The sequence below is a fragment of the Corallococcus sp. CA041A genome (assembly GCF_003612075.1).
Taxonomy (GTDB): Bacteria; Myxococcota; Myxococcia; order Myxococcales; family Myxococcaceae; genus Corallococcus; species Corallococcus exiguus.
In genome coordinates this window covers 1-15,149 of record NZ_RAWF01000109.1, presented here as the reverse complement: position 1 = coordinate 15,149, position 15,149 = coordinate 1, and the positions used below count along the sequence as shown (strand labels likewise).

Sequence of the window (15,149 nt, the reverse complement as noted above, 5' to 3'; positions counted from 1 at the left end):
TGCCCGGGTCCCCTTCGTGTTTCAGGCCGCCTTGAGCCCTTCGAGCGGCAGCTCCACCACGAAGGTGGAGCCCAGGCCCGGCGCGCTGTCCACGGTGATGCGGCCGCCGTGCGCCTCCACCACCTGCCGGGCAATCCAGAGCCCCAGGCCCAGGCCCCCGTAGTTGCGCCCGGGCACCGCTCGCTCGAAGCGCTCAAAGATGCGCGCGCGGTCCGCCTCGCTGATGCCAATGCCCTCGTCGCGCACGGTGAGGCGCGCGGTGCCATCCTCGGCGGCCACGCGCACCGCGATGGGGCGGCCCTGGCCGTACTTCGCCGCGTTCGTCAGCAGGTGGTTCACCACCTGGTCGATTCGCAGCCGGTCATACCGGCCCACCAGCGGCATGTCCGCGTCCAGCGTCACCGTCACGCCCATCCGCGCCACCTCCTCGCGCAGCCGGGCCACCGCGTTGCCCACCACGGAGGTGAGGTCCACGTCGTTCAGGTCCAACGCGAGCCGGCCGGTGGTGAGCTGCGACACGTCCAGCAGCGTCTCCATCAGCGCGTGCAGCCGCTGCACCTGCCGGCCGGCGGACTCCAGCGGGCTCCTCGCGCGGCCCAGCGCGTCGTCTCCCAGGCTGCGCTCCAACCGCTCCAGGTGCAGGCGGAAGGCGGCCAGCGGCGTCTTCAGCTCGTGGCTCGCCACCGCGAGGAAGTCGTCCCGGGCCTGCACGCTTTCGCGCAGCGACTGGGCGAGCATCTCCTGGCGCAGGGCCTCTCGGCGACTGCGCGACAGCTCCAGCATGGAGCGTACGCGCGCCACCAGCTCCCGGGCGCTGAAGGGTTTCACCAGGTAGTCGTCCGCGCCCGCCTCCAGCCCCTCCACCGCGGCCTCCTCCCCCGCGCGGGCGGAGAGCATCACCACGGGGACGGCGCGCGTGGACGGCCGCTCGCGCAGGCCGCGCAACAGCCCGAAGCCACCCAGCCGGGGCATCATCACGTCCGTCAGCACCAGGTCCGGTGGACTCGCGCGCGCGGCGGCCAGCGCTGCGTGTCCGTCCGTCGCCAGCGTCACGTCGAACGACGGCGACAGCACGCGCTCCACGTACTCGCGCATGTCCGCGTTGTCGTCCACCACCAGCACCTTCGCCCGGGGAGCCTCCTCTCCCGGGGACTCCTCGTCCGTCAGCGCCCGCACCGGCTTCAGCGCCCGGAGCACGGGCTCCGCGTCCGACCAGCGCTCGGCCTCCTGGAGGTAGGGGCGCGCGTCCAGGGCGGTGGACTCCTGCTGACGCGCGGCCTGGATGCGGTCCGCGGGCAGGTGCGCGTGGCCCCGGGGGATGCGCACGGTGAAGGTGGTGCCCCTCCCCTCCTCGCTCTCCACGGTCACGTCTCCGCCGTGCAGCTCCACCAGTTCGTGCACGAGCGCCAGCCCGATGCCGGTGCCTTCGTGCGTGCGGCTTCGCGCGTTGCGCACGCGGTGGAAGCGCTCGAAGAGGTGGGGCAGCTCCTCCGCGGGGATGCCCGTGCCCGTGTCGGTGACGCACAGGAGGATGGAGGCGCCCCGGGCCTCCTGCCGCACGATGATGCCGCCCTCGAAGGTGAACTTGAGGGCGTTGGAGAGCAGGTTGAAGACAACCTTCTCCCACATCTGCCGGTCCACCCAGACGGGCTCCGGAAGCGCGGCGCAAGCCACGCTGAAGGACAGGCCGGTGCGCTCGATGGCGGAGCGGAAGTGGCCCGTGAGGTCCCTGGTGAAGGAGGCCAGGTCGGTGGGCTCGAAGCTGGAGTCGATGCGGCCCGCCTCCAGCCGGCTGAAGTCCAGCAGCGTGTTCACCAGCCGCAGCAGGCGGCCCGCGTTGCGGTGGACGAGCTCCAGGTCCTTGCGCGCGGCTTCCGTCACCGGCACCTGCGCGAGCACGTCCTCCAGCGGCCCCAGCATCAGCGTGAGCGGCGTGCGGAACTCGTGGGAGATGTTGTGGAAGAAGGCCGTCTTCGCCCGATCCAACTCCGCCAGCGCCTCCGCCCGCTGGCGCTCCTCCTCGTGGGCTCGCGCGTTGCGCAGCGACGATGCCACCTGCGCGCTCAACAGCTCGCTGAAGGATGCGTGGCCTTCATCGAAGGCGCGGTTGGGGGACAGCGCCGTGACGAGCACTCCCAGCGGCGCGGCCGTGCCGGAGCCCGCGAGCGGCTGGAAGAGGAACGTGCCCACCGCGTCACCAAACGGTCCGCCCTTCATGGACAGGAGCGCCTCCAGTCCGTCGCGCCGCACCCGCTCCCCTCCGAGCGCTCGCAGGAACGGCGCCGCCCTCCGGGAGCCGGCATCCAACTGCACGGTCTCCGGGCTCAGGGGGCCGCCGCGTTCGATGCCCACGGTCCCGCACAGCGTCAGCGACCTGCCGTCCCCCTCGCGCAGATAGAGGAGCGCGCACGGCACATCCAGGGGGTGGTCCGCCAGGGCGGTCAGCAGGTCGCCGCACGTCTTCACCACGCTGCGCGTGTCCGCTGCCTGGGCGGACAGGTCGCGCAACAGCCGCGTGCGCCGCTCGCTCAGCACCCGGGGCGTCACCTCCGCGCACACCGCGAGCATGCCGCCAATGGCACCCGTGTCGTCGTAGGCGGGCGCGTGGCTCACGTCGAAGTAGGACTCCTCGCGGTAGCCGCTGCGGTTGAGGAGCAGTTGGAGCGCGGGCACCCAGCTGGCGACGCCCGTCGTCATCGCCTCGCGCACCAGTGGCTCCAGCGAGTCCCACGCCTCCGCGAGCGTGCCCCGGATGTCCGTGCCCAGCGCGGCCGGGTGCTTGTCGCCAATCACCAGCGAATAGGCGTCGTTGTAGAACTGGGTGAGGTGCGGACCCCAGGTGAGGATCATGGGGTAGCGCGACCCGAGCAGCGTCTTCACGAGCATCTTGAGGCTCGTGGGCCAGGAGGCCACGGGCCCCACCGGTGACGCGGCCCAGTCGTGCGTGCGCACCAGCGCGTGCATCTGACTGCCGCCGGTGAAGAGGGTCTCCGGCGTCTGCTGCGGAACATCCTGACTCATCGCGGGCGCTGCTCCTCACATCAGCGAGCCATGTCCCTAAGTCGGCTCCTGGGGGCTTCCCACTGGAAATGTGCCCATCCGTTCGGAGTGGAGCACCTCCCGGGCGCCCGGCTGGCCGCCTGCCGCGGAACAGCGGGCGGGCTGTCCTCCGCCAGGCACCGGTCCCACCTTGGAAAGGCCCTGTCCCTGCGGCTGGGAGGCACGCCGCTGGAGCGCTACATCGCGCAGCTCCATGCCGAGGAAATGGTCCCCGCCCCGCACCGAGCCTCATCCAGCGTCCGGCGCGCGAGTGACGCCCCCCGGCATCGGGCCCGGATTCCGGTGGCCCGGCCGGAGGCGTTGCTCTATGGGGGACGGGTGCTCCACCGTCAGTTCCTGGACCATGCGAAGGCCGTGGCCCGCTTCGCGCCCGTGCGGCCCGCGGTGAAGGCGGGCCTCCGGGCCGCGCTCGCGTTCTTCGTCCCCACCGTCGTGGGCACCGCGCTGCATCTGCCCGCCACCCTGTGGCTGGCGATCGGCGGCTTCAACACGTCCTTCGTGGACAAGGGCGGCTCCTACCACGCCCGCTTCCGCGCCATGGGCGGCACGGCGCTGGCGGCGGCGGTGTCCGCGGTGCTGGGCGGCCTCGCGGGGATGCACCCCGCCCTGGCCATTCCCGCGACCTTGCTGTGGGTGACGGCGTGCAGCTTCGCGGGCGTGTACGGCGCGGCGTCGAACATCACCGGCAACATCGCCGCCACCACCTTCGTCATCGCGCTGGGGCTGCCTGCTGACAGCGTCGTGCACGCACTGGAGTCCGGCCTGGCGGTGCTGGGCGGCTCCGCGTGGGCCATGGTGCTGTCGCTGGTGCTCTGGCCCATCCGCCCCTACCGGCCCGCGCGCAAGGCGGTGGCGGCGTGCTTCGACGCGGTGGCGGACTACGCGGAGGGGCTGTCGCGCACGGTGCAGGGCGCGCGCGAGGACGCCTGGCAGGCGCTCATCCAGGAGCAGCACGGGCGCATCCGCGAGCTGCTGGAACTGGCGCGCACCACGCTCGCGGCCACGCGTCAGGGCCGGGTGGAGCGCGGCCGGGGTGAGCGGCTGCTGGTGCTGCTGGAGTCCGTGGACGCGATGTTCATGGGGCTCATCGCCCTGGGCGAGCAGTTGGAGAGCCTGGGCCCGCCGGTGAGTGGCCCCGTGGGAGACCCGCGCGCGGCGGTGGCCGTGGCGCTGCTGGACTGCGCGAACACGGCCAGGGACCTGGTGCGGCTGGTGGAGCAGGAGGGCCGCAACCGCAGGCCCCAGCCGGAGTGGGACGGGCGTGCGCTGCGCGACGCGCTCGGAGACCTGGACGCGCGCGGACTCGTCACGCGACTGGAGCGGGCGCGGCTGTCGGACATCGCGCGGTTGCTCACGGAGCTGCGCGAGCGCGCGGACGTGGCGCTGGACACCGCGTGCCGGCTGGCCGGCCCCCTCACTGAAGCCCCGCCTCCCGCTCGCGCGCTGGCCGAGGAGTCGCACGCGTCCCTGCTGGATCCGGTGCGTGCGCACCTCACGCTGGATTCAGAGGTGCTGCGGCACGCGCTGCGCGCGGGGCTGACCACCACGGCGGCGGTGTACGTGGCCAGCGTGTTCCGGCCGAACCACGGCTACTGGGTGACCATCACCGTCCTCACCATCATGCAGCCGTACACCGGCCCCACCTACCTCAAGGCGCTCCAGCGTGTGCTGGGGACGGTGGTGGGCGGCCTGCTGGCCATCGCCGTGTCGTCCTGGCTGCAGAATCCGCACGCGATGATGGGCCTGTTGTTCTGCACCGCGGCCCTGTGCGTGAGCCTCATCCCGCTCAACTACGGGCTGTACACCATCTTCGCCACGCTCACCTTCGTGCTGCTGGCGGAGCTGGGCAGCGGGGACTGGACGCTGGCGCCGGTGCGCATCGTCAACACGCTCATCGGCGGCGCGCTGGCGCTCGCGGGCACCTTCTTCCTGTGGCAGCGCTCGGAGAACCAGCGCTTCCCGGCGCAGATGGCGGACGCGCTGCGCGCGGACCGTGAGTTCTTCAACGTGCTGGCTCGCGCGTGGCAGCGGAACGGGCCACCGGAAGCAGCGGCGCTGGCGGAGGCGCGGCGCAAGCTGGGGCTGGCCACCATCAACGCGGAGACGTCCTTCCAGCGACTGCTCACCGAACCGCGCTGGCGCACGGAGGCGGTGGAGCCGCTGATGACGCTGCTCGCCTTCACCCGCCGGTTCGCAGCTGTCTGCACCCTGCTCGCGTCGCGGCGCTCCGTGCCCTCCACCCCGGCGGTGCAGGAGGCCCTGTCGCGCTTCGCGCGCGCCATCGACGCGAGCATGGAGGACCTGGCGGACTCGGTGCACCACGGCCGCCGCCCCAAGCCCCTGCCCGCCCTCGACACGCTCATCGGCTGGAACGTCCCCACCCCGGACGCCCCCGGCGCCGCGATGAGCGCCGAGGCTCCCCTGCTCCAGTCCCAATTGGAGCGACTGGCGCGCCAGCTCACGGTGCTCCACACCGCCGCCGTCCGCCGCCTGGAGGCGCTCCCTCAGCCATCCAAGATTAACGAGCCTTAGCAGAACAGTCTGAATAGACTGCGGGACTCCCTCTTGGTGTCTGGAGTCCCCATGTCCCCCTGGTTGTCCCGCGTCCCCCTTCAGGGCCTGCTGCTGGCCGCCTCCACCCTCCTGCCGCTCGCGGCGAGCGCGGCGAACGAGACCGTGCGGGTGTGGCTGACGACGACGTCCGGCAGCACGCTGGCGAAGAAGCTCAACGCCGAGGCGAACAAGGCGTTCGGTCCGGAGACGGGCAGCGCGACGGCCATCGACGTGAACGAAGGCGTGACGTACCAGACGCTCGATGGGTTCGGCGGCGCGCTGACGGATTCGTCCGCGTGGCTCATCTTCAACTCGCCGCAGCGCACGGCCATCATGAACGACCTGTTCAGCGTGACCGCGGGCGCGGGCCAGAGCGCCATCCGTCTGCCCATGGGCGCGTCCGACTTCGCGCGCAGCAACTACACCTACGACGACACCTGCTGCGACCTGAACGACTTCTCCGTGGGCCACGACACGGCGTACATCCTGCCGCTCTTGAAGCAGGCGCGCGCCATCAACCCGGAGGTGAAGATCTTCGCGCTGCCGTGGAGCGCGCCCGCGTGGATGAAGTTCAACAACTCGCTCACCGGCGGCGGCTACCTGCGCAACGACTTGTACGGCACCTACGCCAACTACTTCGTGCGCTTCGTGCAGGCCTACCAGACGAACGGCGTGCCCATCCACGCGCTGAGCCTCCAGAACGAGCCGCACAACGCCAACGGCGGCTACGCGACCATGCAGATGGAGTCCAACGACCAGTCCATCTTCGCCGCGCAGCACCTGCGCCCCGCGCTCAACGCCGCGGGCTTCAACGGCGTGAAGGTGCTGGCGTGGGACCACAACTGGCACGACGGCACGGGCCCCGCGGGCTACCCGCATGAGGTGATGGCCTACAACGGCGGTCAGGCGCAGAACGCCGTCGCGGGCGTGGCGTACCACTGCTACGAGAGCCCGGAGGGCAGCTACAGCGTCCAGTCCGCCTTCCACGACGCGTACCCCGCCAAGGAGGTGCACTTCACCGAGTGCACCGGCGGCTTCTGGGCCACCAACGCCGCGGCGAACCTGGAGTGGGCGCTGCAGAACAACCTCTTCGGGCCGCTGCGCCACTGGTCGCGCACGTCCTTCTACTGGAACCTGGCGTTGGATCCGAACCACGGGCCGCGCGTGGGCGGCTGCGCGGACTGCCGGGGCATGTTCACCGTGGACAACGCCGCGGGCACTTACACGCGCAACGAGGAGTACTACGCGTGGGCGCACCTGGCGAAGGTGGTGCGGCCGGGCGCGGTGCGCGTGGGCGCCACGTCGCTGGGAAACAACAACATCGAGACGCTCGCCTTCCGCAACCCGGACGGCTCGCGCGCGCTCATCGCGCTGAACTCGAATGACGGCGCCACGCTGTCCTTCAAGGTCCGCTGGAACGGGCAGTCCTTCGAGTACACGCTGCCGCCGCGCTCGGTGGCGTCCTTCCAGTGGGGCGGGACGTCCGGTCCGCAGGGGCCGTGGTACCGGCTGATCAACAAGGCCACGGGCAAGTGCGTGGACATCGTGGGCCCGTCCGCGGCGGACGGCACCGGGCTGCACCAGTGGGCGTGCCACACGGGCGCAAGCCAGCAGTGGTCCCTGGTGGCGACGGACAGCGGCTACTCGCGGCTGGTGTCGCGCTACAGCGGCAAGGCGGTGGACGTGGCGGACGTGAGCGTGGCGGACGGCGCGCGCGTGCAGCAGTGGTCCTGGGCGGGCGGCGCCAACCAGCAGTTCAAGCCGGTGGCCACCACCGGCGGCTACTCCCGCTTCGAGGCCCGCCACAGCGGCAAGGTGCTGGACGTGAGCAACTGCTGGAGCAGCGGCGACGGGGCCACCGTCCAGCAATGGGTCTGGTCCAACAACGACTGCCAGCAGTTCCGCCTGGAAGCCATGCCCTGATCAGGGCACCGTCGCCAGGAAGCCGTCGAGCAGGGTGTTCACCTGCTCGGGGGCGTCCAGCTGCACCCAGTGCCCCGTGCCCGTCACGAGTTTCGAGGGAAGACTCGGGACGAGCACGTGGTACGCGCCGGGAGTCTGGTTGAGCGGCGTGATGACGGACAGGGCCGGTCCCCGGTAGCGCTTCAGCGCGGTGACGGGATCGAACTTCAGCAGCGCGCCCATGGCCGCCTTCACCGCCGCGCGCTGCGTGCGCCGCAACTGCCCCAGCACCTGCTCACGCACCTGGGGCGTGGACGGCGCCAGCAGCGTGCCCCAGTACTGCTCGATGACCTGCGTCCAGCCGTCGGTGTCGAGCGCGGCCATCATCCCCTCGGCCGCCTCCTTCGGAACCTCGCGGCCGTCGGACGCCGGGTCCAACAGGAAGAGCCCCGCGACGCGCTCCGGGTGCGCCGCCGCGTACGCCACGCACACCGCGCCGCCCAGGCTGTGCCCCACCAGCACCACGCGAGGCAGCCCCAGCCCGTCCACCACGGTGGCCACGTCCTGCGAGAAGTCCTCCACCGTGAAGTCCGCGTCCGACGTGAGCGTGGACCGGCCGTGCCCCCTGAGGTCCAGCGCGACCGCGCGGCGCTGCTTGCGCACGAGCTGGAGCTGCGCGGCCCACTGCCGCGTGTCTCCACAGGCCGAGTGCACGAACACCACCGGTGTGCCCTGCCCCGTCCCGCCATCGTCCACGAACACCTCACCCGCCGTACCCTTCATGTCTTCGTGCCTTTCCGGGCCGGAAATCCGGCCCCGCGTCGCGTCCGGCATCCTGCGCCCGGCGGCCCGCCTGGGAAGAGGCTGACGTCTCCAGCGCCGGATCCGTCTGGGGGATAACACCCGGCGAAACGCCCGCGCGCTCCCCCCAATCTTTTTCGCTGCCGGTGGTTCCATTCGCCGCTCGCGCCCCCACTGTTCCCGCGGCACCGCCCGTGAATTCCTCCGACGCCAAGAACGCCCAGGCTGGCCGCACCGCCGTCACGGTCCTCAATGTCAATGACGACCCGGCGACGCTGTACCTGCTGAGCCTCACGCTGAAGCAGGGCGGCTACCAGGTGCTCGAGGCCACGGGAGGGCGCGAGGCGCTCCGGCTCGCCCAGGGGCAGCCCGACCTGGTGCTGCTGGACGTGCACATGCCGGACATCGACGGCTACGAGGTGTGCCGCCGCCTGCGCGCGGACGAGGCCACGCACGACCTGCTCATCGCCCACCTGTCGTCCGTATCCGTCAAGCGCGAGGACCGCGTGCGGGGCCTGGCCCAGGGCGCGGACGCGTACTGGACGCGACCCCTGGCGGAGGACGAGCTGCTCGCGAACATCGAGGCGATGCTGCGCCTGCAGACCCGCGCCCGGGACGCCGTGCGCGCGCGCGACCGATTCCTCAGCATCGCCGCGCATGAGCTGAAGACGCCCCTCACCGTGCTGCGCCTCAACCTGGAGCGCGCGGTGGAGATGGTGGTCAACGACGCGGACGCGGGCGGCGCCATGGGCAAACGCCTGACGCCCGCGGTGCGTCACCTCACGCGGCTGCAGACCCTGGTGGACAACCTGCTGGACGTGTCCCGCCTGTCCACGCAGGGCATGGCGCTGCAGGTGGACACGGTGGACTTCTCCCAGCTGGTGCGCGAGCAGGTGGAGCGCTTCCAGGCTCCGGCCCGCAGCGCGAACGTGGCCCTGACCGCGGAGCTGCCGGACGCTCCCGTCCTCCTCTTCGGAGACGCGCGCATGCTGGAGCAGGCCGTGGGCCACCTCCTGTCCAACGCCGTCAAGTACGGCGAGGACCGGCCCGCGAAGGCGCGCCTGTCCATGCACGAAGGCCACGCGGTGCTCGCCGTGGAGGACCAGGGCGTGGGCATCGCGCCGGAGGACCAGGCGCGCATCTTCCGCCGCTTCGAGCGCGTGCCGGCCCCGGGCCGCTTCGAGGGCCTGGGCCTGGGGCTCTACCTGGCCCAGGAGATCGCCGCCGCGCACGACGGCACGCTGAGCGTGAAGAGCGCCCCGGGCCAGGGCGCGTGTTTCGAGTTGAGGCTGCCCCTGCATCGCACCCAGCGGTACTGACGCATCCACAGGGAGAACGATTCGTGTCGAACACCGAAGACGCTGACGGCAGCACCCCGTCCAGCGAAGGCAAGAGTCCGACGAAGCGCCTCGTCACCAATGTGCCCCGGCTGGACTTCATCACCAAGGGCGGCCTCATCCAGGGCTCGTCCTACGCCATCATTGGCCCACCGGGCTCCGGCAAGACGGTGCTGGCCAACCAGATCGCGTTCCAGCACGTGAAGAACGGCGGCAAGGCGCTCTACGTGACGCTGCTGTCGGAGTCGCATGGGCGCTTGCTGGAGAACCTGTCGCAGATGACGTTCTTCGACCCCGACGTCATCCCGGACCGGCTCCAGTACCTCAGCGGATACCGCGACCTGGAGCGCGACGGGCTCAAGGGCCTGCTGGAGCTCTTGCGCAAGAACGCCCAGGCGCACGGCACCACGCTGCTCATCATCGACGGCATGGACGCGGCGAAGGAGTTCGCCACCTCGGACCAGAGCTTCAAGCGCTTCCTCCAGGACCTGCAGACCTTCTGCAGCATCCTGGGCTGCACCACGCTGATGCTCGCCCCGCACCACGAAGGGGAGATCCACCCGGAGAACACCGCGGTGGACGGCATCTTCGAACTGTCGCTGTGGCTGCACGGGCCGCGCGCGGTGCGTGAGCTCATCGCCATCAAGTTCCGCGGCGGGCCATCCCTGCTGGGCCGCCACGAGGTGGAGATCAGCAACCAGGGCATCCTCATCCACCCGCGCACGGAGGTGCAGTTCGCGCACCCCGCCGCGGAGGGGCGCGAGGACCGCATCCGAATGCCCTTCGGCATCCCCCGCCTGGACGAAGCGCTCCGGGGCGGCGTGCTGTCCGGCTCCACCACGCTGCTGCTGGGCGCGCCCGGCACGGGCAAGACGCTCCTGGGGCTGCACTTCCTCCTCGAGGGCGCGCGCGCGGGCCAGCCGGGCGTCTACTTCGGCTTCTTCGAGACGCCGCCCCGCCTCATCGAGAAGGCCGAGGGCACCGGCATGGGGGACCTCAAGAAGTACGTGGACGAGGGCCTCATTGAAATCCAGTGGCAGCCGCCGCTGGAGCACAACATGGACTCGCTGGCGGAGCGGCTGCTGGAGCGCATCGAGGAGCGCAAGGTGGACCGGCTGCGCTTGTTCATCGACGGCGTGGCAGGCTTCCGCTCCGCGGCGGTGTACCCGGACCGCCTGGGGCGCTTCTTCTCCGCGCTCACGCACCAACTGCGGATGATGGACGTCACCACGCTGTACTCGGATGAGACGCCCCTGTTCAGCCCCGGCGTGGAAATGCCCCAGCCGGAGGCCGCGTCCACCGTGGAGAACGTCATCCTGGTGCGCTACGTGGAGCTGCGCTCGCAGCTCTACCGGCTGCTCTCCATCATGAAGATGCGGGAGAGCGCCTACGACAGCGGCATCCGCGAGTTCTCCATCAGCGAACAGGGCATCGAGGTCGCGGGCACCTTCGAGAGCGCGGAGAGCATCCTCACCGGCCACGCTCGCCTGACTGGCGGCGAGAGCTCCCGCTCCGACCGCGTGAAGGCCCCCCTGGGCCCGAAGAAGAAGAAGCAGGCCCGCAAGGCGCCCGCGAAGAAGAAGCCGGCCTCGAAGAAGGCTCCGGCGGGCACGTCCCGGCGGAGGCGTTCATGAAGACCGTGCTCGTCGTGGACGACGAACAGGACATCGCCGAAGCCATCCAGGCCATCCTGGAGGAGGAACAGCTGCGCGTCGTCGTCTGCGGCAACGGCCGCGAGGCGCTGGCCAAACTCAAGGAGGAGAAGCCCGACCTGGCCATCATCGACGTGATGATGCCGGTGATGAATGGCTACGAGACCATCGACGCCATCCGCAAGGACGGCACCCACCACTTCCCCATCCTCGTCATGAGCGCCATCCAGCCGCCCAAGGCCAAGATGGAGGAACAACAGTGGGCCGGCTTCCTCAAGAAGCCGTTCTCCCTGCGAGACCTGGTGGACACCGTGGAGCGGCTGACGTCGTCGTAGGTGTCACTCTCACGATTTCAGCTCAAAGCACCCGCGGCGGGCAGGCAGCCGTCGCGGGTGCTTCCGGTTGAAATCGAAAAATCGCGCGCGCACAGTGGGTCCACCTGACGCGACGCATCCATGCCCACTGAAGTCGAGCCGACACCCTCCCGCGAGCCGGGCCTGTTCCGCCTCACCTGGCCCATCTTCTTCGAAATCTTCCTCTTCATGCTGATGGGCACGGCGGACACGCTGATGCTCAGCGGTGTGTCGGACGCCGCCGTGTCCGCGGTGGGCGTCGTCAATCAGTACGTCTTCATCTGCATCCTGGTGATGGAGGTGGTGAGCCACGGCGCGTCCATCGTCGTGTCGCAATATCTCGGTGCGAAGCGAAACGTGGAGGCGGCGCGCATCGCGGCGCAGGCCATCACGATGAACTTCCTGCTGGGCCTGGCGGTGAGCGGCGGGCTGCTGTTGTCCGCGGACTCCATCCTGGGACGGATGAACCTGGAGCCCCAGACGCAGGCGTACGCGAGCACCTACTGGCACATCGCGGGCGGCTTCCTCTTCCTCCAGGCGCTCATCAACGTCTTCTCCAGCCTCATCCGCACGTACGGCTTCACGCGGCAGTCCATGTACGTGGCCATGGGCATGAACGTGGTGCACGTGGTGGGCAACTGGGTGCTCATCTTCGGGCACTTCGGCATGCCGGCGCACGGCGTGGCGGGCGCGGCCATGTCCACCGTCTTCAGCCGCGCGATGGCGGTGGGCGTCTTCGCGTGGATGCTCTGGCGGGTGATGGACGTGAAGATGCAGCCCACGAACTTCGTGGCGCTGACGCGCGAGTACGTGCGGAAGATTCTCCGCGTGGGCGTGCCGTCCGCGGTGGAGCAGATGACGTACCACGCGTGCCAGACGGTGTTCCTGTACTACGTGACGTACCTGGGCCCGGTGGCGCTGGCGTCGCGGCAGTACGCCAACGCCATGTCCCAGTACGTGTTCCTGTGCAGCCTGGCCATCGGCATGGGCACGTCCATCATCGTGGGCCGGCTGGTGGGCGCGAAGCGCTCGCAGGACGCGTACGCGCGCGTGCTCAAGAGCCTCAAGTGGAGCATCGGCATCACGGTGGCGGTGGACGTCACGGCCATCCTCTTCCGCGAGCCGCTCATCCGCCTCTTCACGCACGACGGCGACATCCTGCGACTGACGTCACAGGTGTTGGTGCTGAGCCTGCTTTTGGAGACGGGCCGCTCGTTCAACCTGGTGCTGGTGAACGCGCTGCGCGCCGCGGGCGACGCCACCTTCCCGGTCATCATGGCGATGATCTCCATGGTCTGTATGAGCCTGCCCCTGGGCTACTACCTGGTGTTCCACCTGCAGCTGGGGCTCGCGGGCGTGTGGCTGGCGGTGGCCGCGGATGAATGGACGCGCGGCCTGGCCATGTGGCTGCGCTGGCGAAGCCGCGCGTGGGAGCGCCAGTCGCTGGTGTCTCCGGCGGAGGCGCCGGTGGTGATGGCGCACTGAGGAGGGCTTGAACGCGCGCCCGCCCTGCACGCCTGTACGGGGCAGCCGGGCGCGCTCATTCTCCGGCCCCTTCTCCTGGACGCGGCGCATCCCACTATTGGTGGGCCTCATTACGGACCCACCCAGGAGAAGCCCATGCTCGCAGTCGTCTACAAGGCCAACAGCCAGGTGAAGGTGGAGGAGGTGGAGGATCCGAAGATGGAGTCCCCCACCGACTGCATCATCCGCGTCACCTCCGCCGGCATCTGTGGCAGTGACCTGCACATGTACGAAGGTCGCACCGCGTCCAAGGCCGGACAGGTGTTCGGCCACGAGAACATGGGCGTCGTGGAGCAGGTGGGCCCTGGCGTGACGAGCATCAAGAAGGGCGACCGCGTGGTGCTGCCCTTCAACATCGCCTGCGGCACCTGCTTCGACTGCGTGCGCGGCCGCACCGAGGCGTGCCTCGTCGCCAATCCGGAAGCGCCGCACGCGGGCTACGGCTACGCGGGCATGGGCCCGTACCGCGGCGGACAGGCGGAGCTGCTCCGGGTGCCCTGGGCCGACTACAACTGCCTGAAGATCCCCGGGAAGCCGGGCGATGACCTGGAGGACGACTTCCTGCTGCTGTCGGACGTGTTCCCGACCGCGTACCACGGCACCGAGCTGGCGAACGTGCGGCCGGGCGCCACCGTGGCCGTCTTCGGCGCGGGGCCTGTGGGCCTGCTCGCCGGCTACTGCGCGCTCTTGCGCGGCGCCTCGGAGGTCTACGTGGTGGACAGCGTCCCGGAGCGCCTGGCCAAGGTGAAGGAGATGGGCGCCATCCCCATCGACTTCACGAAGGGCGACCCGGTGAAGCAGATCATGGACCTGCGCCGCGGCAACCCGCTCATCATGGGCGCGCTGCGCTCCGGTGAGGAGAAGGCCATGGGCGTGATGTGCGGCATCGACGCCGTGGGCTACCAGTCGCGCGACATCAAGGGCGCGGACGCGCACGGCGGCCGGGAGAAGCCCACCCAGGTGCTGGAGCAGCTGGTGGAGCTGGTGAACCCCACGGGCTCCATTGGCGTCGTGGGCGTCTACATCGCCCCGGACCCCGGCGCATCGGACGAGAACGCCAAGCAGGGCATCTACCCGCTGCCCTGGGCCAAGGTGTTCGACAAGGGCATCACCGTGGGCACCGGCCAGACGCCGGTGAAGCGCTACAACTACTTCCTGCGCGACCTCATCATCGCGGGCCGCGCCAGGCCGAGCATGATCGTCAGCCACCGCCTGCCGCTCCAGGACGCGCCGGATGCGTACAAGAAGTTCGACGCACGCAAGGACGGCTACACCAAGGTCATCCTCAAGCCCCAGCTTGGCCCCAAGGCTCGCGCTTAGGGGTCCCCTGTCCCCAGGTCCAAGGCCCGGGGTGCACACGCCCCGGGCCCGGCGGTATATGATCTGATGGTGGTTGCCCTGGACAAACCCTCGACCGTGCTGGTGGTCGAAAGCTACGACGACCTGCGCGAGGCCCTGGTGGCCCTCCTCGTCTTGGAGGGCTACACGGTGCTGTCCGTGGCCACGGCCACGCAGGCGTTCGAGGTGTTGTCCCAGCACCCGGACATGCCCTCGCTGGTGCTGCTCAGCCTGATGCTGCGCAACCCGGAGGACCAGCGCTTCCTCGTCCGGCTGCGGAACCTGGACCTGACGTCGCGGCTGCCGGTGCTGGCGCTCACCGCGGATCCGGACCTCCAGGCGGCCCCGTCCGGGACGGTGGGCCTCTTGGGCAAGCCGGTGCGCACGGAGGTGCTCCTGGCCGCCGTGGACCGCTACCGGACCCGGCACTGAAGGCCCTCGTCAGGGGCGGATGTAGGCAGGAAAAGGCCGCAACCGCGGGCGGCAAGGGTCGATAATCCATCAACGTCCACCGTCTCGGTGGTTCGAGGGGGAGACCCGACATGTCCAGAATCGGTGAGTCGATTGGCGGCGCCATCGCGGCGCGAGTGCAGCAGGCGCTGACCCCGCAGGTCCGCCCCACCCCGCCG

Annotated in this window: 10 protein-coding genes; 8 read left to right on the top strand and 2 right to left on the bottom strand. The window is 70.2% G+C overall.

Going from position 1 to position 15,149, the window contains the following annotated elements; translation table 11 throughout:
• Positions 1–21: 21 nt before the first annotated feature.
• Complete coding sequence (locus tag D7V77_RS20420) at positions 22–3,021, bottom strand: ATP-binding protein (protein WP_120577967.1); 3,000 nt, start codon at positions 3,019–3,021, stop codon at positions 22–24.
• Between the two features lie 30 nt (positions 3,022–3,051).
• On the opposite strand from D7V77_RS20420, the gene D7V77_RS20415 reads away from it, so the two are divergent.
• Entirely contained in the window at positions 3,052–5,592 is a 2,541-nt protein-coding gene (locus tag D7V77_RS20415) for an FUSC family protein (protein WP_233597126.1), read from the top strand.
• A 51-nt stretch (positions 5,593–5,643) separates the two neighbouring features.
• The gene (locus tag D7V77_RS20410) at positions 5,644–7,536 is read left to right on the top strand and encodes an RICIN domain-containing protein (protein WP_120577966.1); all 1,893 of its coding nucleotides are present in this window, start codon (positions 5,644–5,646) and stop codon (positions 7,534–7,536) included.
• Here D7V77_RS20410 and D7V77_RS20405 read toward each other — a convergent pair whose 3' ends face one another.
• Entirely contained in the window at positions 7,537–8,298 is a 762-nt protein-coding gene (locus D7V77_RS20405; RefSeq protein ID WP_120577965.1) for an alpha/beta fold hydrolase, read from the bottom strand. It lies immediately after the preceding gene.
• 212 nt (positions 8,299–8,510) lie between these two features.
• Here D7V77_RS20405 and D7V77_RS20400 point away from each other — a divergent pair, with 212 nt between their 5' ends.
• The 6 genes from D7V77_RS20400 to D7V77_RS20375 all read left to right on the top strand — a co-directional run bounded on the left by D7V77_RS20400 (position 8,511) and on the right by D7V77_RS20375 (position 14,952).
• A complete protein-coding gene (locus D7V77_RS20400) occupies positions 8,511–9,635 on the top strand; it encodes a hybrid sensor histidine kinase/response regulator (protein WP_120577964.1) in 1,125 nt (374 codons plus the stop codon).
• Positions 9,636–9,658: 23 nt separating this feature from the next.
• Positions 9,659–11,287, top strand: coding sequence for an ATPase domain-containing protein (locus D7V77_RS20395; RefSeq protein WP_120577963.1), 1,629 nt, complete (start codon positions 9,659–9,661; stop codon positions 11,285–11,287).
• Complete coding sequence (locus tag D7V77_RS20390) at positions 11,284–11,640, top strand: response regulator transcription factor (RefSeq protein WP_120577962.1); 357 nt, start codon at positions 11,284–11,286, stop codon at positions 11,638–11,640. The genes D7V77_RS20395 and D7V77_RS20390 overlap by 4 nt, the downstream gene beginning before the upstream one ends.
• 120 nt (positions 11,641–11,760) lie before the next feature.
• Positions 11,761–13,143, top strand: a complete 1,383-nt coding sequence (locus D7V77_RS20385; protein ID WP_120577961.1) for an MATE family efflux transporter — start codon at positions 11,761–11,763, stop codon at positions 13,141–13,143.
• Positions 13,144–13,278: 135 nt separating this feature from the next.
• Complete coding sequence (locus tag D7V77_RS20380; RefSeq protein ID WP_120577960.1) at positions 13,279–14,502, top strand: glutathione-independent formaldehyde dehydrogenase; 1,224 nt, start codon at positions 13,279–13,281, stop codon at positions 14,500–14,502.
• Positions 14,503–14,598: 96 nt separating this feature from the next.
• Positions 14,599–14,952, top strand: a complete 354-nt coding sequence (locus D7V77_RS20375; protein WP_158620635.1) for a two-component system response regulator — start codon at positions 14,599–14,601, stop codon at positions 14,950–14,952.
• The last annotated feature ends 197 nt before the right edge of the window (positions 14,953–15,149 follow it).

Coding starts and splice junctions, on each gene's coding strand:
- D7V77_RS20415 (WP_233597126.1), top strand. CDS start 3,052: ATGTCCCTAAGTCGGCTCCTGGGGGCTTCCCACTGGAAATGTGCCCAT.
- D7V77_RS20380 (WP_120577960.1), top strand. CDS start 13,279: ATGCTCGCAGTCGTCTACAAGGCCAACAGCCAGGTGAAGGTGGAGGAG.
- D7V77_RS20410 (WP_120577966.1), top strand. CDS start 5,644: ATGTCCCCCTGGTTGTCCCGCGTCCCCCTTCAGGGCCTGCTGCTGGCC.
- D7V77_RS20385 (WP_120577961.1), top strand. CDS start 11,761: ATGCCCACTGAAGTCGAGCCGACACCCTCCCGCGAGCCGGGCCTGTTC.
- D7V77_RS20390 (WP_120577962.1), top strand. CDS start 11,284: ATGAAGACCGTGCTCGTCGTGGACGACGAACAGGACATCGCCGAAGCC.
- D7V77_RS20405 (WP_120577965.1), bottom strand. CDS start 8,298: ATGAAGGGTACGGCGGGTGAGGTGTTCGTGGACGATGGCGGGACGGGG.
- D7V77_RS20420 (WP_120577967.1), bottom strand. CDS start 3,021: ATGAGTCAGGATGTTCCGCAGCAGACGCCGGAGACCCTCTTCACCGGC.